Raw genomic sequence first — 26,541 nt, 5'->3', positions numbered from 1 at the left:
CGCCGGTCCGGCCCGGCCGCTGCCCCGGCCCGGCCGGCGTTCCGGTGGATCCGGACCGGAAGCGGGCAGACTGTCGGACATTCCGAACAAAGGGTTGACGGATGCCGGCAGGCCGATCAGGGAGCGCACGGCGGGCGGAGCGGCGCGGGCGACTGCGCCACACGGTCCTCCTGTCGGCGCTGCTCGCCGCCCTCGCGGTGGCCGCCCACCGGCTGGGGCCGCGCGAGGGGGACGCCGACGGCCGCGGCGGGGCTCCCCCGCGGCCGGAACGGGTGACCTCGGTGCCGGTGGGGTTCACGGCCTCCTCCGCCACCGGGCGGCCCCAGGGCGAGGGCCGCCCGCTGCGCTGGCGGGTGGAGGTGGAGAACGGCAGCGGCGTCGACCCGGACGACGCCGCCCGGGCCGTGGAAGCGGTCCTCGGGGACCGGCGCGGCTGGACACGCGACCCCGCGAACGGCTTCCGGCTCGTCGGCCGCGGGGAGCCGGTGGACTTCACGGTCCGGATCGCCACGCCCGCCACCACCGACCGGCTGTGCGAGGTGGTCACCCCCGAGCTGGTCGGGGAGGCCAACTGCCGGGCCGGGCACACCGTCGTCGTCAACCTCAAGCGCTGGCAGGAGGGCTCGCCCCGGTTCAGCGGCACGCCGGCGGAGTACCGGGCGCTGATCGTCAACCACGAGGTGGGCCACGAGCTCGGCCACGGCCACGAGACCTGCCCGCGCCCCGGAGCCCCCGCCCCGGCGATGATGCAGCAGATCAAGGGGCTGCTCGGCTGCACGTCCAACGCGTGGCCCTACGCCGCCGCCGGCACGTACCTGGCGGGCCCGCCGGCCCCGTAGGCCATCCCGCTCAGAGGCCGTTGCCGGAGACCGCCGTGCCGCAGCTGCTCGCGCTGCCGCGACTGCGGGTGCCGTCGCGGCCGCCGCCGTCGCAGTCGGGCCGGCCGGCGGGAGAGCTCTCGGCCGCGCGGCGCCTGCCGGACGCGGCGAGGAATCCCGCGACGCCCGCGGCGACGCCGGCGACCGTGAACCCGACGGTCTTCTTGTGCAGGGCCATCGCGACCTCCGGAGCGGTTCGGGAACACCCGGCACTGTGCCCCGCCCGGAAGGTCCCGACACCTCGCGCGGCTCCGGCGCCCGGCTACCGCCGCCGGTGCAACAGGCGGCCCGCGATGACCGTGGCCACGCACGTGGTCGCGCCGCGTTCCAGCAGCTCCGCCTCGTCCGCCACCGCGAACACCGCGAACCGGGCCGGGGCGCCCGCCTCCAGCACCCCGTGGTACGCCTGCCCGGCCGACTCCCGCCCGGCGAGCGGGTCCAGGGCGGGCGTGCCCTCGTACGGGGCCGGCGGCACCACCGCCAGGCCCGAACGGACGACCGCGGTGCGCACGGAGGCGGTCGTGAAGCGCCCGGCCACCGCCACCACCCCGCGCGCCAGCAGCTTCTGCGTGCCCCGCCGGGCGCTGTTGCCCCAGCGGGCCTCGGTCATCTTCAGCGCCTCGAGCGCCTCGGCCCCGGTGATCGGGTCGGCGCCCAGCTCGGTGACCTCGTACGGGTCGTCCGGGTAGTACGTCCGCTCCAGCAGCTCGTCCGCCCCGCGCGCGAGCAGCCCCGGGGTGAGCACCCCGGGCCAGCGGCGGACCCGGGCGTGCGGCGCGGCCGCGCCGAGTTCCCCGTACGGGCCCACGCGGACGGCCCGGTCGCCCTCGACCAGGACCGCGCCGTCCTCCAGCGGAACGGCGCCCGGTCCGGTGACGAGGAGCTCGGCGGTGTGCAGCGTCAGCATGGGGCGTCAGTTCGTGGAGATGAGCTTCAGCTCGGGGTGCGCGGTGCCCCCCTCGATGGCGGTCGAGGAGATGTGCGAGACGACGCGGTCGTCGACGGGGTCGTTCGCCGGGTCGTCGTGCACCACGAGGTGCTCGTACGTGGTCGCGCGCTGCGCGGGGACGCGGCCCGCCTTGCGGATCAGGTCGATGATCTCCTGGCGGTTCGAACGGTGCCTGGCGCCGGCCGAGGAGACCACGTTCTCCTCCAGCATGATCGAGCCGAGGTCGTCGGCGCCGTAGTGCAGGGCGAGCTGGCCCGCCTCCTTGCCGACGGTGAGCCAGGAGCCCTGGATGTGCGCGACGTTGTCGAGGAAGAGCCGTGCGATGGCGATCATGCGCAGGTACTCGAAGACGGTCGCCTGGGTCCGGCCCTTGAGGTGGTTGTTCTCGGGCTGGTAGGTGTACGGGATGAAGGCGCGGAAGCCGCCCGTGCGGTCCTGGGTGTCGCGGATCATCGCGATGTGCTCGATGCGCTCGGCGTTGGTCTCGCCGGTGCCCATCAGCATGGTGGAGGTGGACTCCACGCCCAGCCGGTGGGCGATCTCCATGATCTCCAGCCAGCGCTCGCCGGACTCCTTCAGCGGCGCGATCGCCTTGCGCGGGCGCTCCGGCAGGAGTTCCGCGCCGGCGCCGGCGAAGGAGTCGAGGCCGGCTGCGTGGATGCGCCGGATGGCCTCCTCGGCGCTGACGCCGGAGATGCGGGCCATGTGATCGACCTCGGACGCGCCGAGGGAGTGGATGACCAGCTGCGGGAAGTCCTTCTTGATCGCCGAGAAGTGGTGCTCGTAGTACTCGACGCCGTAGTCCGGGTGGTGGCCGCCCTGGAACATGATCTGCGTGCCGCCCAGCTCGACGGTCTCCGCGCAGCGGCGCAGGATGTCGTCGAGGTCGCGCGACCAGCCCTTCTTCGTGTCCTTGGGGGCCGCGTAGAAGGCGCAGAACTTGCAGGCCGTGACGCACACGTTGGTGTAGTTGATGTTGCGCTCGATGATGTACGTCGCGATGTGCTCCGTACCGGCGTAGCGCAGCCGGCGCGCGGCGTCGGCGGCCTGGCCGAGCGCGTGCAGGGGGGCGTGCCGGTAGAGGTCGAGGGCCTCTTCCCTGGTGATCCGGCCCCCTGCGGCGGCGCGGTCGAGGACGGACTGGAGTGCGGCCAGGTCGGTCACCGGTGGATCACCTTTCGGCGGTGTGTCAAGGGTCCGGACCGAGCCAGCCTACGCCAGCGGCCGTGGGCCCTTTCCAGGGCGGGGGTCACGGGCTGCGGGTGAGGTCCCCTTCGGGGTTGCCCGCCGCCTTGTCGCCCGACGTGTAGTGCAGCGAGCCGCCGGCGTTCAGGCTGAACCGCTCGTCGGCGGATCCTCCCGCGCAGATGCCCGGAGCCGGATTGGGGCCGCCCGCCGTGTCGAGGACCAGGGAGCGGTCGGTGGCGGAGACCAGCTTCCAGTCGCCGCTGCAGTCGGTCCCGAGGAGCGGCAGGACCGACTTGTCCCGGGCGACGACCTCGCCGGTCTTGCCGCCCTTGATGGTGATCTCGAACTGGCTGGTGGCGCCGAGGTGGGTGGTGACGGTGCCCTTCCAGGTGCCGATGAGCTCCTTGGGGACGTCGGTACGGGTCCCCTTTGACGGGGCCGGGGACGGGGACGCCGACGGGTGGGCGGAGTCCGGCGCGGAGCCCGCCGGGGCCGGGGAGTGCTGCGGCGGCTTGCCCGCCACCTCCCGGTGCTCCCCCTGGCCGGGCAGCAGGCCCGTCGCGTACAGCCCGCCGGACAGCGCCGCCAGCACGCAGGCGGCGCCGAGCACCAGGGTGCAGCTGAAGCGGCGGCCGGCCGCGGTGAGGGTGACCCCGCGGGTGTCGCCGGCTGCGGTGCGCGGCTTCGGCACCCCGGCCCCCGCCCCGCCGGCCGTCTCGGTCGGGGCGCCGTACACCCCGGCCCCCGCGCCGGCGGATCCGTACGGGCCGGCCTGCGCGAAGGAGTCCGGCGTCCCGAAGCCGACCCCGGCGGGGCCCCCGTACGAGGGGTCCGGCGTCCCGAAACCGGCGCCGGCCGGCCCCCCGAAGGACCCGGCCGTGAACGGCACCGGCTCGGAGCCCGAACCGGCCGGGGCGGGCGACCCGAAGCCGGAACCGGCCGGGGTCCCGGTGCCGGACCCGGAACCGGCCTGGGCCCGGGATCCCGACCCGGCCGCCGTGCCGTACCCCGCCGGGTGACCGGCACCGGCGCCCGGGCCGGAGCCGGAGCCCGCCGCAGCCCCGGCGGGATCGGCGTCCAGGTCCAGCAGCGCCACCGCCGCCCGGGTCGCCTCCTCCACCAGCGGCGCCGGCAGCCACCCCGGCGCGCCGAGGGCGCCGCCCAGGGCCGCCGCGAGGTCCTCCGGCCGCGGCCGCCCGGACGCCGTCTTGGCCAGGCAGGACCCGATCAGCTCGCGCAGCTCCCCCGCGGGGATCCCGTCCAGCTCCGGCGGCTCATGGACCACCTTGTAGAGGAGGGTCGCGGAGTTGTCCCCGGTGAAGGGCGGCCGGCCGGTCGCCGCGAAGGCCAGCACCGCGCCCAGCGAGAACACGTCCGAGGCGCCGCTGACGCCCTTGCCGAGGATCTGCTCCGGGGACATGTAGCCGGGCGAGCCGATGGAGACCCCGGTGGAGGTCAGCGAGGCGGTGCCCTCCGTGGCCCGGGCGATCCCGAAGTCGATCAGGCGCGGCCCGTCCAGGGTCAGCATCACGTTGGAGGGCTTCACGTCGCGGTGGACCAGCCCCAGCCCGTGCACCGCCACCAGCGCGCGGGCCAGCCCCGCACCCACCGCCCGCGCCGAGGCCTCGGGCAGCGGCCCGTGCCCGGCCACCGCCCGGTCGAGGGAGGGGCCCGCCACGTAGCCGGTCGCCACCCACGGCACCGCGGCGTCCGGGTCGGCGTCCAGCACCGGCGCGGTCCATTCCCCGCCGACCCGCCGCGCGGCCTCCACCTCGCGGCGGAAGCGTGCGCGGAACTCCGCGTCGGCGGCGAAGTGCGGGTGCACGATCTTGACGGCGACGGTCCGGCCGCCGGCGCTGCGCCCCAGGTAGACCCGGCCCATGCCGCCCGCGCCGAGCCGGCCGAGCAGCCGGTACGCCCCGATGGTGCGCGGCTCGCCGGCTTCGAGCGGCTGCATCGCGTCCCCCGTCCCCCGAGATCCGTGTGTGCGAACAGACAGCACCTTAGGGGGTGGCGGGGGCGCGTTCCCGCCGAATACCGCGCGCTTCCGCCGCCGCCCTTCGCATTCGCCTCCGGTGGAGGTGAATACGAAAGGCGAACGAATTCCCGGCAAACGGAACATTCCCGAAGAGGGAAGTGGAAGGCCCGCCGGGAAACCGTGATCAGTGATCCGGCGCGGCCGCCTCGAGCAGCTCCACGCGGACGTCCGCGTCGTACCCGGTGTCCGCTCCCGTGCGCCGCGCGAATTCGCGTACGCCGGCCAGCTGCTCGGGTCCGAAGCGGAAGTCGAGGGTGGTGAAGTAGCGCTGGAGGAGCTCGGCGTCGAAGGCCTCCCAGCGGGCCGCCTGCTCGGCGACCTTGACGACCTCTTCCAGGGAGACGTCCCGGGAGGCGAGGAACGCCTCGTGGATCTCCCGCACCACGGCGGGCTCGCGCTCCAGGTAGTCCTTGCGGGCGGCCCAGACGGCGAAGACGAACGGCAGTCCCGTCCAGTCCTTCCACATCCGGCCGAGGTCGTGCACGGCCAGCCCGAGCCGGGGCGCGTCGTGCAGCGAGGCGCGCAGCGCGGCGTCGCCGATCAGGACCGCCGCCTGCGCCTCCTGCATCATCAGCCCCAGGTCAGGGGGGCAGGTGTAGTAGTCGGGGCGGACTCCGTACTGCTCGGCGAGGAGCAGCTGGGCCAGGCGTACGGAGGTGCGGGAGGTCGATCCGAGGGCGACCCGGGCGCCGTCCAGCTGGTCCAGCGGGACCTGCGAGACGATCACGCAGGACATCACGGGGCCGTCGCAGCCGACCGCCAGGTCGGGGAAGGCGACGAGCCGGTCCGCGTTGCGGAGGAACTCCACGAGGGTGATGGGGGCGATGTCCAGGTCACCCTGGACGAGGCGCTCGCTCAGCTTCTCGGGGGTGTCCTTGGTCAGCTCCAGGTCCAGCAGCGTGCCGGTTCGGGCCAGCCCCCAGTAGAGGGGCAGGCAGTTCAGGAACTGGATGTGGCCGACGCGGGGCCGGCTGCGATAGACGTCCACATCGCGAGACTAGCCCCGCTTCTCCGTCAGCGATCGAGCGGGTCTTCAAACGTCCGAGTGACGTGATCTTTCCCTCTGGTCTCGGCCCGAGGGTGCGTGCTAGGCTCGACGCAAGTTGCAGTTTGGTTTCCCTTGCAGTACGAGGCCTGCGGAGCATGTAACCCGCAGGCTTTTGTAGTTTTCAGACTTCTTAGCAGGTTCTGGAGCAGGGCGACCCTTTGGCCCATAGGAGGGCTCATGGCTACCGGAACCGTGAAGTGGTTCAACGCTGAAAAGGGCTTCGGCTTCATCGCCCAGGACGGCGGCGGCCCGGATGTCTTCGTCCACTACTCCGCGATCAACGCCTCTGGCTTCCGCTCCCTCGAGGAGAACCAGCAGGTCAACTTCGACGTCACGCAGGGCCCCAAGGGTCCGCAGGCGGAGAACGTCACCCCGGCCTAGTCGCCAGGCCGGCCGATCGCGGTCGGAATTCGCAGTACCCAAGGAGCCCTGCCTCCTCCGTGTGAGCGGAGGGGGCGGGGCTCCTGCCTTTTTCCCGTCCCGGTCCGTCCGCAGCGCCGTTCGGGGTGCGCCGATGGTTCCGTTGGGTGACCGTTCATCACATGGCGTGTTCGCCGGGGGCGGGCCGGGGAGGCTGGGTCCCGTCACCGAGGCCGGGCACGGGAAAGGAAGCACATGAGGAAGCTCGCTTGGGCCGCACGAGGAATCTCCGCCGTATCCGGGGCCGTGCTCCTCGGAGCGCTGATGGCCCCGTCCGCGGCGGCCGGCGGTCCGACGCCGGACCCGAACCCGCACGGCAAGAACCGGTGCGGTCCGGTGGCGCGGCACGTCAGCTCCGCCGCCCCCGACTTCTCCTTCGCGCTGGGCACGGTGTTCCGTCTGGCCACCGACCGCGAGGGGCACACCTTCCTCAACGACAGCCGCAACCAGGGCGTGTGGATCAACCTCGATGTCGTCCCCAACGCGCCGAGGTGCGTCGTGGACGTCGCCGTCTCCGTCGAGGAGAACTCCGGGGGCCGGCTCACCCTCACGCTGCTCAGCAAGAGCGGCGTGATCTACGAGGCCCGCTGCACCACGTCCTCGACGCCGTTCAGCCCCACGAACCTGCCGGGCACCTGCGGCGTCGGCTTCCAGGCCCTCCAGGCCACGCCCGTCGTCTAGCGCTCCCTGCGGCGCGACGCCGCGACAGGAGACGGCCGGTCGCCCAGGGCGGCCGGCCGTCTCGTGTGCGGAGCTGCGGGTCAGGCCTTCGGGGCGGTGACCTCGATCGTGACGATCAGCTCGGTCTTGTCCGCCGTCCGCAGCCGCAGGTGGTAGGTGCCCTGGGGGACGTCCGTGGTGAGCAGGTCCGGGAGGGCGGTCGTGCCGTCGGCGCCGGTCTCGGGCAGCTCCAGGGCGAACAGCTTCTCGCCGGCCGCGGCTCCCTTGAACCAGGGGCCCTTGGCGGTCTTCGGGTCCACGGGGGCCCAGACGCCCGGCCGGCCCGCGACCTCCTCGACCAGGGCGGCGGTCAGCCGGGCGCCCGCCACCGGCTCGCCGCCACGGGCGGCCCGGAACTCCAGGCCCTTGACGGCGGTGCCGGCGGAGGCCTTCACCGGTCCGGTGCCGTCGGTGCGGGTCACCACGAGCGGCTCGGCGGCCGGCTTGGCGGTGACCTTGCCGTCCAGGGCCACGGTGAACTGGCTCTTGGCGTCGTAGGCGGTGGCCCGCAGGGTGAAGGTGCCCGCCTGCGGTCCTGCCTTGAGCCGGGGTGCGGTGGCGACGCCGTCGGCGTCCGTACGGACGACCACGCTCGACTCGTCGCCGAAGACGAAGCCCGTGCCGCCGGTGGTGTCCTGCTCGACGGCGACGACCACGGCCTGGCCCGCGGCCGGCTTGCCGTCGCTGAGCACCGCCTTGAAGCGGGTGCCCTCCGCGAACAGGCTGCCGGCCTGGGCCTCCAGCTTCGCGTCGCCGACCCGCTCCAGCTTGGCCAGGGTCGCGGGCGCCGGGGTCGGCTTGGACGGCTCCGGCGTCGGCGTCGGCTTCGAGGGCTCCGGCTTCGGGGTGGGCTTGGGGTCCGGGGTCGGGCGGGACGGGTTCACCGGGGTGCCCGGCCTCGTCGCCGGCGGCTGCGCGGTGGGGACGTGCGGGGTCGGCAGGGTCGACGTGGGCGGGGTCGGGTAGGTGCCGACGGGCGGGTTCGGAATGCCTGCGGTGCCGTCCTGCTGGTACTGGCGCATGTAGCCGAGGACGGAGTTCACGTACTCGCGGGAGCTGTTGTAGCCGAGGATCGCCTTGTCGAGGTCGGCCGGCAGCGAGAGGTCCTTGCCGCCCGAGCAGAGGTAGAGGCCAGCGCCGAGCGCCGCGTCGTAGATGTTGTTGGCGTCGCGCTTGCCGTCGCCGTTGCCATCGGCCTTCCAGGTGGCCCAGGTGGAGGGGATGAACTGGAGCGGGCCGAAGGCGCGGTCGTACTCGGTGTCCCCGTCCCACTCGCCCTTGTCGGTGTCGAGGATCTTCGCGAAGCCGTTGCCGTCCAGGCGCGGGCCGCGGATCAGCTTCTCGGTGGTGCCGTCGGACTTGAGCCCGTAGCCGGAGGCGTGCACCGACTCGACGCGGCCGATGCCGGCCAGCAGCGCCCAGGGGAGCTTGCAGGTGGGCAGGGCCGCGGCGACCGCCACCTCGGCACGCTTGTAGGCGTCCAGGGCGGTCGCGGGTATGCCGGAGGCCCCTTCGGCCGCGGTGCCCGTACCGGCGGCGGGCGGGACCACCGGGTCGGCGAGCTGGCCGGGCAGGTCGAGGCGGGCGTCGCCGCGGTCGGCGGCCTGGGGGCTGTCGGGCGTGGGCTCGGCCTCGCCGGCGCCGGCGACCGGGGTGTTGGTCACGACGGCGGCGGTGGTCAGGCTGGCCGCGAGCGCGGCGGTGCACAGGACCTTGCGTGAGGTGTTGACTACGTGGCGGTGAAGCGGCTTCACGGTGCGGCGATCCCCCCAAGGCGGCCGGCAAAGGCGTGCGGCCGGTCGGGCCGCGATTGTTCTGTCTATCAGGTATTCCGATACGACTCACCATCGCCCCCGTAGATATGACACACCATTCGTCTCGGCTTCACCGTCCTGTGGCCCAGGACGTCCAGACCGCCTCCGGCGGCCCTGCGGCCGGGCGGGGAGGGGGCCGCGGATGCCCGTCCGAAAGGCCCCGAACACCCCTGCTGGTGCCGCTCCGTGGGGCTTTACGACGGTTGTCGGGGAGGGCGGCCGCGAGGGGGGCCGGGCTGTCAGGGGAGCCTGGTACGTTCGTGACCCATCGAGCGCACTGGTGTTCGGCACCTCCTCCTCCGTGACAACAGCCGGAGGAGGCAACGGAATCGGTCCGGGGTGTCCGGCCGGTCGCCGCTCCCCGCCCGCGCCGATACCGAAGGCCTGCCATGACCACTCCGCCGAATCCCTACTCCGGAGCCCCGGTTCCGCCGAACCCGCACCCCGGCCCTCCGGCCGGGCAGAACCCGTACGGCCAGAGCCCGGCGGGGCAGAACCCGTACGCCCCCGGCCCCGCGGCCGCGCACCCGGCCGCCGCGCCCCCGGCCGGGCAGAACCCGTACGCCCCGAACCCGGCCGCCCCGAACCCGTACGGCCCGCCCGCGGGCGGCCCCGGCCACCCGGCCGCCGGCCACCCGGCCCCCCACCAGGGCCACCCCACGCCCGGCTACCCGGCCCCCGGCCCGGGCCACCCGCAGCAGCCCCAGCCGCAGCACCCGCAGTACGCGGCCCCGCACCCCCACGCCCAGGCGCCCGGCTGCCGCAACTGCGGCGCCCCCGAGGCGGCGAACTTCGCGGTGCGCGCCCACGTCGGCGTACTGGTCCTGATGCGCTTCCACACCCTCAACGGGCCCTTCTGCCGCCAGTGCGGGCGGGCGCTGGTGCGCACCATGACCACCAAGACCCTGTGCCAGGGCTGGTGGAGCCCCCTGTCCCTGGTGGTCTTCACGCCGTTCACGCTGCTCTGGAACCTGATCGCCGCGATGAAGTTCGCCAAGCTGCCGCACCCCACCCCGGCGCCGGGCCACCGGCCGCTGGACGAGGGCCCGCCGGTGCACGCGCGCCCGCTCGCCTACGTGGCGATCATCCCGCTGCTCTGGGCCACCTGGGTCGTGGTCAACATCGTCCTGGACGTGACCGGGCGCCGCTGAGCCCGCCGGGGGCCGGCCCCCGGCGCCGCACCCCTTCACACCGGTGGTCCGCACCCCTACCCTGACGGCCCGTCAGATTCCTGGACCGAGCCGCCTGGGGGCGCGTCATGCTGCTGCGAGGGAAGACCGTCGTCGTCTCCGGTGTGGGGGCCGGGCTCGGCCACCAGGTGGCCGCCGCCGTGGTCCGCGACGGCGGCAACGCCGTCCTCGGCGCGCGCACCGAGGCCAACCTGGCCAAGTCCGCCGCCGAGATCGACCCGGACGGCACCCGCACCGCCCACCTGCCGACCGACATCGGCGACGAGCGCCAGTGCGAGGCCCTGGCCGCCCTCGCCCGCGAAAGGTTCGGCGGCATCGACGCCGTCGTGCACGTCGCCGCCTGGGACTCGTACTTCGGCGGCCTGGAGGACGCCGACTTCGGCACCTGGCAGCAGATCCTCGACGTCAACCTCCTCGGCACCCTGCGCATGACCCGGGCCTGCCTGCCCGCCCTCAAGGCGGGCGGCGGCTCCGTGGTCTTCATCGGCACCCAGTCCGCCGTCGCCGCGCCGAGCGAGGTCCGCCAGGCCGCCTACGCCGCCTCCAAGGGCGCGCTGACCTCCGCCATGTACTCCCTCGCCCGGGAGCTGGGCCCGCACCGGATCCGCGTCAACACCGTGCTGCCCGGCTGGATGTGGGGCCCGCCCGTACAGGCCTTCGTCACCTTCACCGCCCACACGGAGGGCGTCCCCGAGGCCGAGGTCCACCAGCGCCTGACGGGGCGGATGGCCCTGCCCGACCTCGCCACCGACGGGGACGTGGCCGATGCCGCCGTGTTCCTCGCCTCCGACCGGGCGCGGGCGATAACCGGCCAGTCCCTGCTGGTCAACGCCGGTGAGCTGATGCGATGACGCCCTCCACCGGCACCCGGCCGGATCGTATGCTCGCCCCATGACCAGTGCGAGCGACGCCCCGACCGACAACGCCATGCGCCGTGCGCTGCGGCGGGCCCGCGACGGCGTCGCGCTCGACGCGACCGAGGCGGCCGTGCTCCTGCGGGCGCGCGGCGCGGCGCTGGAGGACCTGGCGGCCTCCGCCGCCCGGGTCCGCGACGCGGGCCTGGCGGCCGCCGGCCGCCCGGGCGTGATCACGTACTCGAAGAGCGTGTTCATCCCCCTCACCCGGCTGTGCCGCGACAAGTGCCACTACTGCACCTTCGCCACCGTCCCCGGCCGGCTGCGCCGCGCCGGCCACGGGATGTACATGTCCCCGGACGAGGTCCTCGACATCGCCCGCCGGGGCGCCGCGCTCGGCTGCAAGGAAGCCCTCATCACCCTCGGCGACAAGCCCGAGGAGCGCTGGCCCGAGGCCCGCGAGTGGCTGGAGGCCCACGGCTACGACGACACGATCTCCTACGTGCGGGCCGTCTCCATCCGCATCCTGGAGGAGACCGGGCTGCTGCCCCACCTCAACCCGGGCGTGATGTCGTGGTCGGACTTCCAGCGCCTCAAGCCCGTCGCGCCCTCCATGGGGATGATGCTGGAGACGACCGCCACCCGCCTGTGGTCGGAGCCCGGCGGCCCGCACCACGGCTCCCCCGACAAGGAGCCGGCCGTCCGGCTGCGCGTCCTGGAGGACGCCGGGCGCTCCTCGGTGCCCTTCACCTCCGGGCTGCTGATCGGCATCGGGGAGACGTACGAGGAGCGCGCCGAGTCGCTCTTCGCGCTGCGCCGGATCTCCCGCGCCTACCACGGGATCCAGGAGCTGATCATCCAGAACTTCCGCGCCAAGCCGGACACGGCCATGCGCGGCATGCCGGACGCCGAACTGGACGACCTCGTCGCCACGATCGCCGTCGCCCGGCACATCATGGGTCCCTCGGCCTGCCTCCAGGCCCCGCCCAACCTGGTCGACGGGGAGTACGCCCGGCTGATCGGCGCCGGCATCGACGACTGGGGCGGCGTCTCGCCGCTGACCCCGGACCACGTCAACCCGGAGCGGCCCTGGCCCCAGATCGACCTGCTGGCCGAGCGGTCGGCGCAGGCCGGCTTCGAACTCCGCGAACGGCTCTGCGCCTACCCGGAGTTCGTGCGGCGCGGCGAGCCGTGGCTCGATCCCCGGCTGCTGCCGCACGTGCGCGCCCTCGCGGACCCGGAGACCGGGCTCGCCGATCCGGACGCGGTGGTCGAGGGGCACCCGTGGCAGGAGCCCGAGGACTCCTTCGCCTCCTACGGGCGCACCGACCTGCACACCGCCGTCGACACCGAGGGCCGCACCGGCGACCGCCGCGAGGACTTCGACCACGTCTACGGCGACTGGGAGGCCCTGCGCGAGGCGGCCGCGCCCGGGATGGCGCCCGAGCGCATCGACACCGACGTACGGGAGGCGCTCGCCCGGGCCGCCGACGATCCGGAGCGGCTCACCGACGGCCAGGCCCTGGCCCTGCTGCACGCGGACGGCCCGGCGCTGGACGCGCTGTGCCGGATCGCGGACGACCTGCGCAGGTCGGTGGTGGGCGAGGACGTCACGTACGTCGTCACGCGCAACATCAACTTCACCAACGTCTGCTACACCGGCTGCCGTTTCTGCGCCTTCGCGCAGCGCCGCACGGACGCCGACGCCTACACCCTGTCGCTGGAGCAGGTGGCCGACCGCGCGGCGCAGGCCTGGGACGTCGGCGCGGTCGAGGTGTGCATGCAGGGCGGCATCCACCCCGACCTGCCGGGGACGGCGTACTTCGACATCGCCCGGGCCGTGAAGGAGCGGGTCCCGGGGATGCACGTGCACGCCTTCTCCCCGATGGAGGTCGTCAACGGCGCCACCCGCACGGGGATGTCCGTACGGGACTGGCTGACGGCCGCCAAGGAGGCCGGTCTGGACTCGATCCCGGGCACGGCGGCGGAGATCCTGGACGACGAGGTCCGCTGGGTGCTCACCAAGGGCAAGCTGCCGGCGGCCGACTGGATCGACGTCGTCACGACGGCGCACGAGCTGGGCATCCGCTCCTCCTCCACCATGATGTACGGGCACGTGGACCAACCCCGGCACTGGCTCGGACACTTCCGCACCCTCTCCCGCATCCAGCAGCAGACGGGCGGCTTCACCGAGTTCGTGACGCTGCCCTTCATCCACACCAACGCCCCCGTCTACCTGGCCGGGATCGCGCGGCCCGGTCCGACGGTCCGCGACAACCGGGCGGTGACGGCGATGGCCCGGCTGCTGCTGCACCCGCACATCCCGCACATCCAGACGAGCTGGGTGAAGCTGGGCGCGGAGGGCGCGGCCGAGATGCTCCGCTCCGGCGCCGACGACCTGGGCGGGACCCTGATGGAGGAGACCATCTCCCGGATGGCGGGCTCCTCCTACGGCTCGTACAAGTCCGTCCAGGACCTGATCGCGGTCGCCGGGGCGGCGGGCCGGCCCGCGAAGGCCCGTACCACCCTGTACGGGGAGGTCCCGCAGGAGCGCCAGGACGCGGCCCGCGCCTCGGACGGCCACCTGCCGGAGCTCCTGCCGGTCCTGGACTGAGCGCGCGCGAGGGGGCTCCGGCCGGCGGCCGGGGCGGTGGCCGGAACCGTTCGCGTTCCGGCCGTTCTCCGCTCACTTACGGGCGACCCGACCGACTGCTTCCGAAAACGACCGAAGCCGTCCACTACAGTGCGCGTCCTGAGCCTGGGGGGAACGGCATGGACACGACGACGAGCACGCTGCGCACCACGACGGGCACCGCCGGACCCGCGGCCGCCGGGCCGGGAACAGCCACCGCCCTGTGGGGCCGCGCCGAACAGCAGGACTTCCGAAGCCGGGTGCGCGGCACCCTCCTCGGCGCCGCCCTCGGGGACGCCCTCGGCGCCCCCGTCGCCGGCCTCTCCCCCGACGCCCTCCGCGCGGCCCACGGCCCGGCAGGACCGGCCGGACCGGCCCCGGCCCGCGGCCGCCGCGGCGCCGTCACGGCCGCCACCCAGCTGACCCTCTTCACCGTCGACGGCCTGATACGGGCCCACGTCCGCCGCGACACCGGCGCCTGGCACCCGCCGACCGACGTCCACCGCGCCTACCGCCGCTGGGCCGCGACCCAGCACGACTGGGGCCCCGACGAGCGGCGCGAGGACAACGGCTGGCTCGCCAACGAGGAGTGGCTCTACGCCCGGCGCGACCCCGACCGGGCCTGCCTGACCGGCTTCGCCGACGACACCCTCGCCACCCTGGAGAAGCCGAAGAACCCCACCGCCCGCGGCGCCGCCCCCGCCCTCCGCTCGGCCCCCTTCGGGCTGCTGGTCGGCTGGGAGCCCCCGCTCGTCCTCCAGCTCGCGATCGAGTGCGCCGCCCAGAGCCACGGCCACCCCACCGCGTACCTGGCCGCGGGAGCCGTCGCGGTGATCGTCCACGGCATGACCCGGGGCGAGGCCCTGGACGCCGCCGTCCGGCGCGCCCTCGTCCTGCTCGCCGCCCGACCCGGCCACGAGCCCGTCACCGAGGCCCTGCGGCGCGCGGTCACCGCCGTCACCCGGGGCGCGCCCGGGCCCGGCCCGGTCGAGGCCCTCTCCCGCGGCGGGGCCGACGGCGCGGACGGGCCCGACGCCGCCGACGCACTCGCCGTCGCCGTGTACTGCGCGCTCGTCGCCGAGGACGTCCCGCACGGCCTGCGCCTGGCCGTCGACCACGGCGGCGACTCCGCCGCCACCGGCGCCCTGTGCGGCGCCCTCCTCGGCGCCCTGCACGGCGAGACGGCCCTCCCGGCGCCCTGGCTCGCCGAACTGGAGGGCCGCCCCACCCTCCTGGAACTGGCCGACGACTTCGCCCTGGAGATGACCCAGGGCGCAGCCCTGCACGGCCCCGCGGTCACCTCACCGGGCTGGCTGGCCCGCTACCCCCGCGGCTGACACCCGGGGGGCGGGCCGCTCAGGCGTGCGGCTGCCTCGGGTGGATCCACAACGCCTCGCCGACGGCGCAGAGTTCCCCTCCGGCGGTGGCCAGCGCGGTGCCCACGGTGTACTTGCGGCCCTCCGCGCCCAGCAGCCACGCGTACGACACCAGCCCCGCGGCCGCCGGAACCGGGCGCAGCAGCCGCCCGGCCAGCGACGCCGTGACCGCACCGGCCGGGCCGCCGCCGCCCAGCAGCCGGCCCGCCGCGTTGCCCGGGCAGTCCAGCGCGGCCCACGCCAGCTCCGGCGGCAGCAGCCCGTCGCCGTCGAGGAGCCCGGCGTCCGGAGTCCAGGCCGTCGCGACGAGGTCCCGCCCGGGCACCGGCCCGCAATGCAGCCGCAGCCCCGTCGCCGGGGTCCTGCCCAGCCCGCAGCCGAAGCAGTCGACCTGCCCGGCCGGCGGATCCGCCCGGTAGGCGTCGGCGGCCTTCGAAGCCTCCGCCCAGGAGGGCGCCCCCGGCACCTCCCCACCCGGCGCGGCCACCGCCGACGCCGAGGCGAGCAGCACCCCGTCCCCGTCGAACAGGGCGGCTCCGCCGGCCGCGTCCGGATCCAGCCGGACCGCCGTACCGGTCGGCACGGGCCGCCGGAAGTCCACCCGGACCGCCTCCGCGCCGGCCGCCAGGCGCCCGGCGAGCAGACCGGCGACGTAGCCGCCGAAGGCCACCCCCGGATAGCCGTGCAGCGTCTCCGGAACCGTGATCGTCTCCATCGAGTCCATGGCGCCCACCTCATCACACGCCGTGCGCCGGGCACCCGGCCGGCCGCTTCACCCGCGCCGCCGGCCGCGGGCCCTGCCGCCCTCGCGGGCGAACCCGTACCTTGGCCCTCCCGACGTCTCGGAGGTGCCCTCGCCATGCGGATCGCCACGACCATCTTCCTCACCGACCGCACCGTCTCCCCCACCCGTCTCGCCCGCTCCCTGGAGGAGCGCGGCTTCTCCGGCCTCTACCTCCCCGAGCACACCCACATCCCCGTCAGTCGCGACACCGACGCCCCCATGGGCGGTGAGCTCCCCGAGCAGTACGGCCGCACCCTCGACCCCTTCGTCGCCCTCGGGCAGGCCGCCGCCGTCACCGAACGCCTCCACCTCGGCACCGGCATCACCCTCGTCGCCCAGCACGACCCCATCGGCCTCGCCAAGCAGGCCGCCACCCTGGACCACCTCAGCGGCGGCCGCCTCACCCTCGGCATCGGCTACGGCTGGAACGTCGAGGAGGCCGCCGACCACGGCGTCGACTGGCGCACCCGGCGCGAACGCGTCCGGGACCACATGGCCCTGATGCGCGCCCTGTGGTCGCCGGAGCCGACCGCGTACGAGGGCCCGTACGCCTCGGTCCGCGCCAGCGCGGCCCACCCCAAGCCGGTGCAGCCCCCGCGCGAACTCGGCCCCGGGCGGCCGCTGTACGGCCCGCGCACCCTGATCGGCGGCGCGGCCGGCCCGAAGCTCTTCGCCGCCGTCGCCGACCACGCCGACGGCTGGCTCCCCATCGGCGGACGCGGCCTGACCGAAGCCCTGCCGGCTCTGCGGCGGGTCTGGGAGGACGCCGGGCGCGATCCCAAGGAGCTCCGGGTGGTCCCGTACGCCGTCCAGCCGACGCCCGGCAAGATGGGGCACTACGCCGACCTGGGCATCGAGGAGGTCGTCCTCCAGCTCCCCTCGGCGCGGGAGGCGGAAGTCCTGCGCCACCTGGACGACTTCGCCCAGTACCTCTGAACCACCGCCGCACGGAACCGGATCACCCCGCCCGCGCGTGTCAGCGGGTGATGCCCGCCGCCCGCCCGGACGGCCGGTGGCCTGGCCCGTCTTTCGATCGACTCGCTCCTGGGGGACCTCCCGTGCACAGCAACCTGCGTATCTCCGTCGCCGCCGCAGCCGGAGTCGCGGCCGTCCTCACCCTGACCGCCTGCGGCAGCGGCAGCAAGCCGGCCGAGGACAAGAAGCCGAGCGCCGCCGCCCCCTCCGCCCCGGCGGCCTCCCCGTCCGCCCCCGCCGCCGCGGGCACCCTGGACGGCGGCTGGATCGCCATGGCGACCCCGGGCAAGGGCGTGGTGCTCACCGTCAAGGGCCAGCGGGCGTTCGTGGTCGAGGCCGCCACCGGCCTCACCTGCGAGGGCACCACCAACGGCTCGACCCTGGACCTGAAGTGCCCGGCGGGCGCGACCCGTTCGAAGGGCAAGGTCGACTCGGTGGACGCCACCACCCTGAAGGTCACCTGGGAGGGCGCCGGCCAGGACACCTTCCAGAAGAGCGAGCCGGGCAAGCTGCCGTCGCTCCCGGCGCTGCCGAAGTCGTAGGACGCACCCACCGGTCCGCCGCCCCGCACCGGGGGGCGGACCGGCCGGCTCAGGCTTCGACGTCGAGGTCGAACGCCGTCTGCACGGCCACCCGGACGACCTCTCCGGCTGCCGACCGCCCCACCCACACCGGGTAGACCCCGTCGCCGCCCGTGCAGAACACCGCGAGGTCCGCACCGAGGCTCCCGCCGTCCAGGTGCATGCCCGCGACGGAGTCGGAGAGCCGGCCGTGCTCCGGGGACCCCTTCCGCCGCGCCCGCTCCAGCAGGTCCCGCAGCTCGTCCCAGGCCCCGGCGTCGCCGAAGGCGCCCGTGGCCGCGTCCGTGCCGAAGCCGAAGGCCTCCCCGGCGCGGAGCCGGAGCGTGTCGTCACCGGGCCCGAGCGCCATCTCCCAGGCCGCCACGGGGGCGTCCCCGATCCGCAGCCTGACGGCCGCCACGTCCTCGTACGACCCCCAGTGCTCCTCCTCGACCTCGACCCAGGCCGCCTCGACGGGGTACGTGCCCGGCGGCACCGCCACCGTGACCCCGGACAGCCCCTCCCCGGTGTCCGGGCAGGCCACCGCCAGCACCCCGCTGGGCAGGCGCAGACTGCCGCACGGCACCGGGTCGAGGACCTTCAGCCCGGGGATCCGCGTCCCGGGCCGGAACACCCGGTCGAAGTCGGCGGGACCGCGCAGCCGCGAGGGCTCCCGCCGCCAGCCGGCCGCCTCCCCGTCCAGCCGCGCGGCCACCCAGTGCGGGAGCGCGTCCGCCACCGTGAGCAGCGGCCAGTCGTCGAAGCCCGGCCGGGCCGCCCACAGGTCCCCGTCGGCCACCTCCGCCTCGGCCTCCAGGGAGTCCCCGCGCATGCCCCCGGGCTGGTGCGAGATCCGGGCGGTGCCGTCGGCGGAGCACTCCACCGCCGTCCGGGGGCAGTCCATCGCGTCCTGCCCCGTCCGCTCGTCCGGGTACCGCCGCACCAGCAGGCGCCGGACCAGCATCCGCCCCGCGTCGTCCCGCAGCCGCAGCTCCGCCTCGGCGGTCCGGCGGCCGTGCTCGTCGTACGCCCAGGCGTCGACACATCCGGCCCGCCAGGCCACCATCCGCACCCCGAGGGGCACTTCACGGCCCGGAGCGCGGTAGACCACCGCGTACGGGAGCCCCTCCGCGTCCCGCGCCCTGGCCTCCTCGGGGGTCAGCTCGCGACCGCCGGTACGGGACGCCGCGTGCCAGGACTCCTCGAAGGTCACGTACGTCCCCTCAGGCACCGGCGGTGTCCCCGTCCCGCTCCGGGAGGATCTCGGGCATCCCCTCGACCAGCACCACGACCGCCACCACGTCGCCGGATGCGGAACGCCCGACCCACACGGGGTAGGTACCGTCCCCGGTCGTCGCGAAGGCCACCAGCTCGCCGCCGGTGGCGGTGTCCCGAGTGCGGTGTATGAACATCGACCCATCGGCGAGGTCCTCGTACCCGTCGAGGTCCGGCTCGCCCTTGATCAGCCCGCGCTCGAAGAGCGAGAGGAGGGTCTCGAAGGCCCCGGCGTCGGCGAAGCAGCCGGTGGCGCCGTCGGTGTCGAAGCCGGCTATCTGCCCCTCGATGAAGATCCGGAGGTCGTCGTCCGCGCCGAGGGCCATCTCCCAGGACGCGGCCGGGGTCTCGCTGACGAGCAGGCGGACCGCGGTGGGGTCCGTGGTCGTGACCTCGGCGTTCCGCCACTCGCAGTGGTAGCTGTAGCGGACCCGGGCCTCGTCGAGTACGTACTCGCCGGGCGGGACGGGGACGGTGATCGCCGGTTCCTCGTCGCAGTTGTCGGGGCCGGACACGGCCAGGAGCCCGCTGGGCACGCGCAGGGTGCCGACGCGGCGTGGCTCCACAACCGTCTGCTCGGGGTGGTACCCGTCGGTGACCCGCACCCCGGGCCGGAACAGCTCGCCGATCCGGCCCGGCTGCGCGGGCCGCGGCGGCCGCCAGCAGGTGGCCGGGGCTTCCCCGCCGTCGCCCTCGGAGACCTCGGCCGCCTCGAAGACCGGCGGCTCCGTCAGCCCGTGCATCCGGGCCGAGAGCAGCGGCCACTCCCCGAAGGCGGGCCGGTCCATCCAGCGCTCGTCGTCGCGGAGCGTGGGGGTGGTGGAGTACCCGCGGGGCTCCTCGGTCCGCCGCCCCCGCCCGTCCGGGACGAGGTCCACGATGACGCGCGGGCACTTCGGGTCGAACTCGGCCATCTCCGGGCCGGTGTAGTACCAGCCCACGGAGTACCGGCGGAACAACCGCTGCGGGTCGTCCAGCAGCCGCAGGTCCAGGTCGAAGGTACGGCGGCCCTGGTCGTCGTAGACCCACAGCCCGACGTAGTGGTCCCGCCAGGACACGAGCCGGACCTCCAGCGGCGCCTCCCGGCCCGCCGTCCGGTACACCGCCACGTACGGCAGCCCGGCGGCGTCCCGCTCCCGGGCCTCCCCGGCGGTCATCGGCCGCCAGGGCGTGCGGGCCTCCGGGTCCCACGCCCGCGCGTACCCCACCTCGACGACCATGGCCGCTCCTTGCTCGTGTCCCGTTGCCTGTGCAAGGTAGCCGCCACCGGTGACAGCGGCCCTACCGGGCCAGTTCCGCCCAGACGGTCTTGCCGATGATCCGGTCCATCACCCCCCAGTCGCTCGCGAGCGCGTCCACGATGCGCAGCCCGTACCCCGACTCCGCCTGGTACGCCTGCGGCTGCACGGCGGGGCGGCGGTCCCGGCGCGGGTCGGACACCTCCAGACGCAGGACGCCGCCGGTGGGGTCGCCGTCCAGCAGGGTCATGCGCAGCTCGAAGTCCCGCCCGAGGACCCGCCCGTGGGTGACGGCGTTGGAGGTGAGCTCCGCGACGAGGAGCCCGGCGTCGGCCGAGAGCCGCGTGCCCTCGGGGACACCCCAGTCGTGCAGCGAGACGAGGGCCAGCTGCCGGGCGAGGCGGGCGCCGCGGGGGGTGCAGCTGAAACGCTGAGTGAACACGCGTACGAAGGCCGGGGGGTGGCCGGAGGGTGCGGTCATGAGGAGAACATCCCGTGTGAACAGGGGAGTTCCCAGCAAGGCGACTACTACTGTTCAACAGTAGTAGTCCAGTGGCTGGACAGGTGCAGTCACCGACCGTGAGCATGGTGGTGGGGAGGTGACCGCTATGACCACCGGTGATGAGAGTGACGGCAACGACAGCGGTGACAAGGAGGCCTCGACACCGGATCCCGACCTCTTGGACTTCGGGAGGACGGTCAGGGCCTTCCGCAAACGCGCCGGCTGGACCCAGGAGGAGTTCCGCCGACGGGTCGGGTACTCGCTCCAGTACGTGGCCTCGGTGGAACAGGGCCGCCGCCACCCGTCGGCCGCGTTCGTGCGGAAGTCGGAGGAGGTCCTGGACGCGTTCGGCGTCATCGAGATCGCGGCGAAACGGCTGACGCGCAGGCGCGGGCTCGCGTCGTGGTTCAGGCAGTGGGCGGACCTGGAGCAGGACGCGGTGGCGCTCAATACGTACGAGTGCAGGTCGATACCGGGGTTGTTGCAGACGGAGGCGTATGCGCGGGCGCAGATCCGCAACGTCCCGCCTCTGGCGACGGTGCTGGAAGCAGATGCACGTATCAGCGTTCGGATGTCACGGCAGGAACTGCTGCTCAAGACGCCTTACATCGCCTTCAGTTTCATCATCGAGCAGTCGGTGATCGAGCGGGAGACGGGCGGTCCGGAGGTGACGCGCGAGCTCATCGACCACCTGCTGGAGTGCACGAAGCTGCCCAACGTCGACATCCAGATCATGCCGACGATCAGTCCGGAGCACGCGGGCACCGATGGCCCCTTCCAGCTCCTGGAGACAGCAGAAAACGAGTGGCTGGGGTACAGCGAGGGACAGCAGTCGGGCCAGGTCATCAACAGCCTGAAAGACATAAGCCTTCTCCACCAGCGGTATGCCAAACTGCGCATCCAGGCCCTCAAACCGGCAGACACTGCGGGCCTGTTGATGCGAATGCGAGGATCCCCGTGAACAGCTCCCAGCTCCAGTGGTTCAAGAGCAGCTACAGCGGCAGCCAGGGTGACAGCTGCGTCGAGGTCGCCCTCTCCTGGCACAAGTCGACGTACAGCAGTGGGGACGGCGACGACTGCGTCGAGGTCGCCGCCTGTGCCGACACCGTCCACGTCCGGGACTCCAAGCTCACCGCGAGCCCGGAGCTGGCGGTCAGCCCCGCCACCTGGACCGCGTTCCTCGGCAGGGTCACCGCCTAAGGCGGCGGGATCGGGCCCGGCGCCGCCACGCCCGGGGCCGGACGCCAAAAGCGCCCGTCAGGCAGGGCCTGACGGGCGCTTAGGAAGTAGTCGGCATCGCGCTGGAACCGGACACCCGGCACGGCGCTGCGTACGTGCGCCCAGACGCTCGGCGCCACCCGGTACTCGCCGGCCACCATCCAGGGATCGTCCCCCAGCACGAAGAGGTGGCGGATCTTCAGGAACTGGTCGCGGGAGAGGGACACGGACTCGACTATCTCTTCGTCCTCGTCGCCGAAGCCGGTCAGATCCCAGACGAGGTTGTACCCGTCGGCGAATGGATAGTCGCTGCTCACCCGCCTCAAGCTAGGCGGCACCCACCGGCGGCCGCACCTGCTTTTACGGGGGCTCAGGCGCCGAACACCGCGTCGGTCAGGGCGCTCTGCACCTCCGCGAACGCTTCCGCGGCCTTTGCCATGTCCAGCCGGGCGTCGCCGGTGGTGAGGGAGGCGGTGAGGGTCGTCCCGCCGTCGGGCGAGCTGTACATGAGGGCGCCCCAGCCCCAGAAGCCACCGTTGTGGGTGTAGAGCGTGCCGTGCTCGGACTCCTGGACGATCAGGCCGAGGCCGTAGCCGAACTTCGGGTGCGGGGTGCGCATCTCGGCGAGCAGCGGGGCGGGCAGGAGCCTGCCGCTCATCAGGGCGGAGAAGAAGGTGTGCAGGTCGCGGGTGGTGGAGATCATGTCGCCGGCGGCGGAGATCCAGGAGGGGTTGGCGCGGGTGACGTCGACGGTCTTCCAGTCGCTGCCGTGCTGGTAGGTGTAGTAGCCGTGGGCGTGCGGCTCGGGGATCTCGGGTGAGGCGTCGGGGACCAGGGTGCCGGTCAGGCCGAGCGGGTCCAGGATCCGCCGTCGCATCTCCTCGGCGAAGGGGCGGCCGGTGACCTCCTCGACCAGGAGCCTGAGGATGACGTAGTTGGTGTTGGAGTAGCTCCAGTCCGTTCCCGGTGCGAAGCAGGCGGGCTTCGAGAGGGCGAGGCGTGCGAGCTCCTCGGGCCGGTAGGTGTGGAGGAGGTTGTCCACCCACTCCTGGCCGTCCCAGGCGATGCCGGGGGCGGTGGTTCCGTCTTCGTAGTACTCCCCGGTGAAGTTGAACAGGCCGCTGGTGTGCTGGAGCAGCATCCGGACGGTGATGCGCCGGTCCAGTTCGTAGGCGGGGAGGTAGTCGTCCGCCGGGCCGTCGAGGGCGATCCGGCCGTCGGCGACCAGCTGGAGGACGAGGGTGGCGGTGAAGGTCTTGGTGTTGCTGCCGATGCGGAAGTGGCCGTCGGGCTGCGGTGGGGCGCTGTCGCCGAGTGCGCGTATCCCGGCGCTGCCGGCCCATTCGCCGTGCCGGTCGTTCACGCGCAGCTGCACCCCGGCCCAGCTGCCGGATGCGGCGATCTCCTCGATGGTCTTCTGCAGTGCGGGGCGGTCGTTCGGGGTGGTGGTCATGGTGGCGGGTTCCTCCGGTGCGGTGGCGGGGTGGGTTCAGGCGGTGCGGGCGGTGATGTCGCCGTAGGCGGTGGTGGCGTGGATGGTCAGGGCGGGGGTGCCGCCGGTGTTCTGGAGGGCGTTGTGGATGCGGCCGTAGGAGGTGCCGGCGTCGAGGGAGGCGGTGATGCCGGGGGCGGCGCCGACGGAGATGTCGCCGTGCTCGGTGCGCAGGGTGAGGGTGCCGCCGGTGGCCTCGGTGATGGCCAGGTGGCCCTTCTGGGTGCGGAGGTCGGCGGAGCCGGACAGGCGGCCGACCGTGATGTCACCGGCGGCCAGGGTGATGCGGGCGCCGGCGGCCTCGTCCAGCTTCACGGTGCCGTGGGCGCTGTCCAGGGTGACCTCGCCGAGGCGTCCGACGCCCCGGATCTCCGCGCTGGCGGCCTTCGCCTCGACGTGGGACCCGGCCGGGAGCTGGACGGTGACCTCGACCGCTCCGGAGGCGCCGAACGCCTGGTTCTTCTGCGGGGCGTTGATGCGCAGGACGCCGTCCCGGTAGTCGACCGTGGTCTCCTCGGCGGCCTTCACGTCGCGGCTCTTGGAGGCGTTCGCGGGCAGGACCTCGACGGTGGTGTCGGCGCGGTCGGCGGCGATGAAGCGGATGTTCCCGGCGGGGACGTCGAGGACGGTGGAGATGGCGGCGGGGGTGGTGAACTTCTGCATGGTGGCCGTTCCTTCGGGCTCGTTGTTTCCGACGACCGAAAAGCTACGGCGCGTTCAGCAAGACGGCAACACATCTGTTGCGACGGGATGTCATTTATGCAGCTCAGAGCCGCAATATCGTTGCACCGTCTCTAAATCTAACGCAACGACAGCTGGCCGTTCGTTGCAACGGTTGAAATATGAACGCTACGATCAAGGCCACAGCAGACACCCGCGAGCGTGAAGGAGACCGCGATGCCGGGAGGCAGGCTCACCCCGCAGGAACGCCAGCAGATCGCGCTGGGGGTGGCCGACGGCCTCGCCTACGCGGAGATCGCCCGACGGCTCGACCGCCCCACCTCGACCGTCACCCGCGAGGTGATGCGCAACGGCGGGCCCGCCGGCTACCGCGCCGACCTCGCCCAGCGCGCCACCGAACACCGCACCCACCGCCGCAAGCAGGCCGCGCCCCGGGGGCCCCAGGCCTCCCCGCCGGCCCACGGACGCGATCCGGAGGCGGTGCGCGCGTACGAGGAGATGTTCACGACCGTCCTGATGCAGTCGGGCCTCCCCAAGATGACGGCCCGCGTCCTCGTCTCCCTCTACACCGCCGACAGCGGCACCCTCACCGCATCCGAACTCGTCCAGCGGCTCCAGGTGAGCCCGGGGTCGATCTCGAAGGCGGTCGCACTGCTGGAGGGCCAGGGCCTCGTCCGCCGGGAACGCGACCAGCGCCGCCGCGAGCGCTACGTCGTCGACGACGACGTCTGGTACGAGTCGATGATGGCCAGCGCCCGGTCCACCGCCCTGCTCGCCGAAACGGCGAGGAAGGGCGTGAACGTCCTCGGCCGCAACACCCCCGCCGCGACCCGCCTGGAGAACATCGGCCGCTTCGTCGACTTCGTCTCCGAGAGCATCGTCCGCGCCGCCGGCCAGGCCCGCGAAGTCCTCCACACGAAGCCGGCCCCGGCCCCGGGGGACCCTGCCACGCCCTGAGTCCCGGAGACCGTGCATGGTCGGTTCCCGCCGTGGCGCAGCGATGAGTTTCGTCGGTCCTGGCAGTCTCCTAGACGTCGACAGACGACGACGGAGGAGGAAACCCGTGGCGCAGGTGCAGCTGCTCAGAGTCCAGAACTTCAACGTCTCCCGGGACGGCTTCGGTGCCGGGGAGGACCAGAGCCTGGAGCGGCCCTTCGGTCATGCCGATCCCGGGACCATGTTCGCCTGGGCCGGCGCCACCGCGAGCTGGCCGAACCGCACCGATCCCGGCGGCAGCCGTGGCCTCGACGACTACTTCACGCGGGACTTCACCCATCACATCGGCGCCGAGATCATGGGCCGCAACAAGTTCGGGCCGCAGCGCGGGCCCTGGCAGGACCACGACTGGCAGGGCTGGTGGGGGGAGGAGCCGCCGTTCCACACGCCGGTGTTCGTGATGACGCATCACGAGCGGCCCTCGATCACGCTGTCCGACACGACGTTCCACTTCGTGGACGGCGACCCGGCCTCGGTCCTCGCGCGGGCGAAGGAGGCGGCGGGCGGCAAGGACGTAAGGCTCGGCGGCGGGGCCACCGTCATCAGGGAGTTCCTCGACGCCGGCCTCGTCGACACCCTGCACGTGGCGGTCTCCCCCCACGTGGAGATCGGCTCCGGCTCCCGGCTGTGGGAGTCCCCGGACGAACTGCTGGACCGCTTCCACCTGGAGGTCGTCCCCAGCGCCAGCGGCGTGGTCCACCACCTGTTCTGGCGCAGGTGACTTATCCGGTGGACAGGGGGCCGGAGCGGATCCGATAGTGCGGCCATGGCTTCTCTCGTGCGGCACGTGACCGTCGACTGCTCCGACCCCTACGCCCTGGCGCAGTTCTGGCTCGCCGCCCTCGACGGCAAGCTCGGGGACGGCGACTTCCCCGGCGACCCCGAGGTGCTGGTCGAAACCGCCGGTGCCGGGCTGCTGTTCATCCGGGTGCCCGAGGGCAAGACGGTCAAGAACCGGATCCACCTGGACCTCCAGCCGCAGGACCGGACGCGCGACCAGGAGGTGGAACGGCTGGCCGGCCTGGGCGCCACCGTGGTCGAAGACCACCGCAACGCCGACGGCACCGGCTGGGTCACCATGGCGGACCCGGCGGGCAACGAGTTCTGCGTGGAACGCAGCGCCGCCGAGCGGGCCTAGACGAGCTCCCACCTGACCTCGCCGTCCTGCCACCGGTCGGTGGGGGCGAGGCCGGCTGCGGCGGCGACGGCGGCCGACGCCCGGTGGTCGGGGTGGACGTGCGCGACGACCGTACGCGGCCGCAGCCGGGCGACGAGCCCGCTGGCGGCCTCGGTGGCGATCCCCCGGCCCTGCCAGGGGGTTCCCACCACCCAGGAGACCTCCGCGACGCCGTCGCCGACCGTCGCCTGGACGGTGCCGACGAGGCACCCCTCCTCACGGAGCCGGACGACCCAGTTGCACCAGGAGACGGCGGGGTCGGGCGAGCCCGCCTGCCAGCGTTCGTAGCGGGCGCGCAGGGCCTCGACCGTCTCCGGGGCGCCGCCGGTGAAGGCGTGCAGTCCGGGGTCGGACAGCACACCGGCCATCTCGTCGGCGTGCTCGGCCCGCAGCGGCAGCAGGTCGAGCCGGTCGGTGCGGATGATCTCGGGAAGGGTCACGACGACGAGTATGCGCGACGGCCGGCAGGGCCGAACGCCCGTGCTGCGCCGGTGTCTCGCGGACGCGTACGCCTCCGCCGGCCGGCCACCTGACAC

General features: G+C 73.8%; 28 protein-coding genes. 14 read left to right on the top strand and 14 right to left on the bottom strand.

Annotation, left to right across the window (positions count from 1 at the left end; all coding sequences use genetic code 11):
* The first annotated feature begins 101 nt into the window (after positions 1-101).
* Positions 102-839 (top strand): DUF3152 domain-containing protein, encoded by a 738-nt coding sequence (locus ACZ501_RS05595; RefSeq protein ID WP_468792864.1) that lies wholly within the window; start codon positions 102-104, stop codon positions 837-839.
* A gap of 10 nt (positions 840-849) precedes the next feature.
* Here the strand turns inward: ACZ501_RS05595 and ACZ501_RS05590 are convergent, their stop codons facing one another.
* From ACZ501_RS05590 to ACZ501_RS05570, 5 genes are all read right to left on the bottom strand, one after another.
* Positions 850-1,056: a hypothetical protein gene (locus tag ACZ501_RS05590; protein ID WP_468792861.1), complete on the bottom strand. Its 207-nt coding sequence runs from the start codon at positions 1,054-1,056 to the stop codon at positions 850-852.
* An 84-nt stretch (positions 1,057-1,140) separates the two neighbouring features.
* A complete protein-coding gene (locus ACZ501_RS05585) occupies positions 1,141-1,785 on the bottom strand; it encodes a hypothetical protein (RefSeq protein ID WP_361602999.1) in 645 nt (214 codons plus the stop codon).
* 6 nt (positions 1,786-1,791) lie between these two features.
* The gene (gene mqnC / locus ACZ501_RS05580) at positions 1,792-2,991 is read right to left on the bottom strand and encodes a cyclic dehypoxanthinyl futalosine synthase (RefSeq protein ID WP_361602996.1); all 1,200 of its coding nucleotides are present in this window, start codon (positions 2,989-2,991) and stop codon (positions 1,792-1,794) included.
* Between the two features lie 85 nt (positions 2,992-3,076).
* Entirely contained in the window at positions 3,077-4,972 is a 1,896-nt protein-coding gene (locus ACZ501_RS05575; RefSeq protein WP_468792859.1) for a serine/threonine-protein kinase, read from the bottom strand.
* Positions 4,973-5,177: 205 nt separating this feature from the next.
* Positions 5,178-6,041 carry a menaquinone biosynthetic enzyme MqnA/MqnD family protein gene (locus ACZ501_RS05570; RefSeq protein ID WP_468792856.1) on the bottom strand — a complete coding sequence of 288 codons (864 nt, stop codon included), beginning with the start codon at positions 6,039-6,041 and terminating at the stop codon, positions 5,178-5,180.
* A 237-nt stretch (positions 6,042-6,278) separates the two neighbouring features.
* Here ACZ501_RS05570 and ACZ501_RS05565 point away from each other — a divergent pair, with 237 nt between their 5' ends.
* Positions 6,279-6,482: a cold-shock protein gene (locus ACZ501_RS05565; protein ID WP_007265804.1), complete on the top strand. Its 204-nt coding sequence runs from the start codon at positions 6,279-6,281 to the stop codon at positions 6,480-6,482.
* 234 nt (positions 6,483-6,716) lie between these two features.
* Positions 6,717-7,202 (top strand): hypothetical protein, encoded by a 486-nt coding sequence (locus tag ACZ501_RS05560; RefSeq protein WP_361609091.1) that lies wholly within the window; start codon positions 6,717-6,719, stop codon positions 7,200-7,202.
* Between the two features lie 80 nt (positions 7,203-7,282).
* Here ACZ501_RS05560 and ACZ501_RS05555 read toward each other — a convergent pair whose 3' ends face one another.
* Positions 7,283-8,995: a lytic transglycosylase domain-containing protein gene (locus ACZ501_RS05555; protein ID WP_468792853.1), complete on the bottom strand. Its 1,713-nt coding sequence runs from the start codon at positions 8,993-8,995 to the stop codon at positions 7,283-7,285.
* 449 nt (positions 8,996-9,444) lie between these two features.
* Here ACZ501_RS05555 and ACZ501_RS05550 point away from each other — a divergent pair, with 449 nt between their 5' ends.
* The 4 genes from ACZ501_RS05550 to ACZ501_RS05535 all read left to right on the top strand — a co-directional run bounded on the left by ACZ501_RS05550 (position 9,445) and on the right by ACZ501_RS05535 (position 15,068).
* A complete protein-coding gene (locus ACZ501_RS05550; protein WP_468792850.1) occupies positions 9,445-10,206 on the top strand; it encodes an LppU/SCO3897 family protein in 762 nt (253 codons plus the stop codon).
* 107 nt (positions 10,207-10,313) lie between these two features.
* Positions 10,314-11,096 (top strand): SDR family oxidoreductase, encoded by a 783-nt coding sequence (locus ACZ501_RS05545; protein ID WP_361609097.1) that lies wholly within the window; start codon positions 10,314-10,316, stop codon positions 11,094-11,096.
* A 40-nt stretch (positions 11,097-11,136) separates the two neighbouring features.
* Positions 11,137-13,713 (top strand): bifunctional FO biosynthesis protein CofGH, encoded by a 2,577-nt coding sequence (locus ACZ501_RS05540; RefSeq protein WP_468792847.1) that lies wholly within the window; start codon positions 11,137-11,139, stop codon positions 13,711-13,713.
* A gap of 158 nt (positions 13,714-13,871) precedes the next feature.
* Positions 13,872-15,068: an ADP-ribosylglycohydrolase family protein gene (locus ACZ501_RS05535; protein WP_468792845.1), complete on the top strand. Its 1,197-nt coding sequence runs from the start codon at positions 13,872-13,874 to the stop codon at positions 15,066-15,068.
* A 19-nt stretch (positions 15,069-15,087) separates the two neighbouring features.
* On the opposite strand, the gene ACZ501_RS05530 is transcribed toward ACZ501_RS05535, so the two are convergent.
* The gene (locus ACZ501_RS05530) at positions 15,088-15,831 is read right to left on the bottom strand and encodes a hypothetical protein (protein WP_361609898.1); all 744 of its coding nucleotides are present in this window, start codon (positions 15,829-15,831) and stop codon (positions 15,088-15,090) included.
* Between the two features lie 135 nt (positions 15,832-15,966).
* Here ACZ501_RS05530 and ACZ501_RS05525 point away from each other — a divergent pair, with 135 nt between their 5' ends.
* Positions 15,967-16,827, top strand: coding sequence for a TIGR03619 family F420-dependent LLM class oxidoreductase (locus ACZ501_RS05525; RefSeq protein WP_362458640.1), 861 nt, complete (start codon positions 15,967-15,969; stop codon positions 16,825-16,827).
* 122 nt (positions 16,828-16,949) lie between these two features.
* On the top strand, positions 16,950-17,408 hold the full coding sequence (locus ACZ501_RS05520) for a hypothetical protein (RefSeq protein ID WP_468792843.1): 459 nt from the start codon (positions 16,950-16,952) through the stop codon (positions 17,406-17,408).
* Positions 17,409-17,457: 49 nt separating this feature from the next.
* On the opposite strand, the gene ACZ501_RS05515 is transcribed toward ACZ501_RS05520, so the two are convergent.
* The 3 genes from ACZ501_RS05515 to ACZ501_RS05505 form a co-directional block, all read right to left on the bottom strand.
* Positions 17,458-18,639 (bottom strand): DUF4241 domain-containing protein, encoded by a 1,182-nt coding sequence (locus ACZ501_RS05515; protein WP_468792841.1) that lies wholly within the window; start codon positions 18,637-18,639, stop codon positions 17,458-17,460.
* Positions 18,640-18,649: 10 nt separating this feature from the next.
* Positions 18,650-19,921: a DUF4241 domain-containing protein gene (locus ACZ501_RS05510; protein WP_468792838.1), complete on the bottom strand. Its 1,272-nt coding sequence runs from the start codon at positions 19,919-19,921 to the stop codon at positions 18,650-18,652.
* A 61-nt stretch (positions 19,922-19,982) separates the two neighbouring features.
* Positions 19,983-20,420, bottom strand: a complete 438-nt coding sequence (locus tag ACZ501_RS05505; protein ID WP_468792836.1) for an ATP-binding protein — start codon at positions 20,418-20,420, stop codon at positions 19,983-19,985.
* Positions 20,421-20,547: 127 nt separating this feature from the next.
* On the opposite strand from ACZ501_RS05505, the gene ACZ501_RS05500 reads away from it, so the two are divergent.
* Both ACZ501_RS05500 and ACZ501_RS05495 read left to right on the top strand, forming a co-directional pair.
* Positions 20,548-21,402 (top strand): helix-turn-helix domain-containing protein, encoded by an 855-nt coding sequence (locus ACZ501_RS05500; protein ID WP_468792834.1) that lies wholly within the window; start codon positions 20,548-20,550, stop codon positions 21,400-21,402.
* Positions 21,399-21,641, top strand: a complete 243-nt coding sequence (locus ACZ501_RS05495; RefSeq protein ID WP_468792831.1) for a DUF397 domain-containing protein — start codon at positions 21,399-21,401, stop codon at positions 21,639-21,641. Before ACZ501_RS05500 ends, ACZ501_RS05495 begins: the two co-directional genes overlap by 4 nt.
* Here ACZ501_RS05495 and ACZ501_RS05490 read toward each other — a convergent pair.
* Genes ACZ501_RS05490 through ACZ501_RS05480 form a run of 3 tightly spaced genes read right to left on the bottom strand, consistent with a single transcriptional unit; the run spans position 21,638 to position 23,814 of the window.
* On the bottom strand, positions 21,638-21,976 hold the full coding sequence (locus ACZ501_RS05490; protein ID WP_468792829.1) for a hypothetical protein: 339 nt from the start codon (positions 21,974-21,976) through the stop codon (positions 21,638-21,640). The genes ACZ501_RS05495 and ACZ501_RS05490 overlap by 4 nt on opposite strands.
* 53 nt (positions 21,977-22,029) lie before the next feature.
* Positions 22,030-23,112, bottom strand: a complete 1,083-nt coding sequence (locus ACZ501_RS05485; protein ID WP_468792826.1) for a serine hydrolase domain-containing protein — start codon at positions 23,110-23,112, stop codon at positions 22,030-22,032.
* Between the two features lie 36 nt (positions 23,113-23,148).
* Complete coding sequence (locus ACZ501_RS05480; protein WP_468792824.1) at positions 23,149-23,814, bottom strand: DUF4097 family beta strand repeat-containing protein; 666 nt, start codon at positions 23,812-23,814, stop codon at positions 23,149-23,151.
* Between the two features lie 234 nt (positions 23,815-24,048).
* Between ACZ501_RS05480 and ACZ501_RS05475 the strand changes: the two genes are divergently transcribed.
* The 3 genes from ACZ501_RS05475 (at position 24,049) to ACZ501_RS05465 (ending at position 25,966) form a co-directional block, all read left to right on the top strand.
* Positions 24,049-24,789, top strand: coding sequence for a GbsR/MarR family transcriptional regulator (locus ACZ501_RS05475; RefSeq protein ID WP_468792821.1), 741 nt, complete (start codon positions 24,049-24,051; stop codon positions 24,787-24,789).
* A gap of 106 nt (positions 24,790-24,895) precedes the next feature.
* A complete protein-coding gene (locus ACZ501_RS05470) occupies positions 24,896-25,549 on the top strand; it encodes a dihydrofolate reductase family protein (protein WP_361608503.1) in 654 nt (217 codons plus the stop codon).
* Positions 25,550-25,594: 45 nt separating this feature from the next.
* Positions 25,595-25,966 carry a VOC family protein gene (locus tag ACZ501_RS05465; protein WP_362458611.1) on the top strand — a complete coding sequence of 124 codons (372 nt, stop codon included), beginning with the start codon at positions 25,595-25,597 and terminating at the stop codon, positions 25,964-25,966.
* Here the strand turns inward: ACZ501_RS05465 and ACZ501_RS05460 are convergent.
* Positions 25,963-26,445 carry a GNAT family N-acetyltransferase gene (locus ACZ501_RS05460; protein ID WP_468792819.1) on the bottom strand — a complete coding sequence of 161 codons (483 nt, stop codon included), beginning with the start codon at positions 26,443-26,445 and terminating at the stop codon, positions 25,963-25,965. The two genes, ACZ501_RS05465 and ACZ501_RS05460, sit on opposite strands and share 4 nt — an antisense overlap.
* Positions 26,446-26,541: the final 96 nt, after the last annotated feature.

This window comes from Streptomyces sp. NPDC034085 (assembly GCF_055575555.1).
This window is presented reverse-complemented; position numbering and strand designations above follow the sequence as displayed.